Annotated in this window: 2 rRNA genes; both read left to right on the top strand. The window is 51.0% G+C overall.

Going from position 1 to position 255, the window contains the following annotated elements:
• A 23S ribosomal RNA gene (locus KJS42_RS23010) occupies positions 1-126 on the top strand; the annotation flags it as partial.
• Positions 127-184: 58 nt separating this feature from the next.
• Positions 185-255, top strand: a 5S ribosomal RNA gene (gene rrf / locus KJS42_RS23005); the annotation flags it as partial.

The following is a 255-nucleotide window of genomic DNA, read 5'->3' as shown; positions in this document are numbered from 1 at the left end:
GCCCCCCTCAAGATGAGATTTCCCAATTAGTAAGACCCCTTGAAGACGACGAGGTTGATAGGCCTGAGGTGGAAGTGCAGCAATGTATGGAGCTGACAGGTACTAATCGGTCGAGGGCTTATCCAAAGATCTAAAACAGCAAATTCGTTTCGTATCCAGTTTTCAAGGATTAAACCTTGAACCGTTTGGTGGCGATGGCGGAGGGGTTCCACACGTACCCATCCCGAACACGACCGTTAAGCCCTCCAGCGCCGA

The organism is Paenibacillus sp. J53TS2, assembly GCF_018403305.1.
In the GTDB taxonomy this organism is placed as follows: Bacteria; Bacillota; Bacilli; order Paenibacillales; family Paenibacillaceae; genus Fontibacillus; species Fontibacillus rhizolycopersici.
This window is presented reverse-complemented; position numbering and strand designations above follow the sequence as displayed.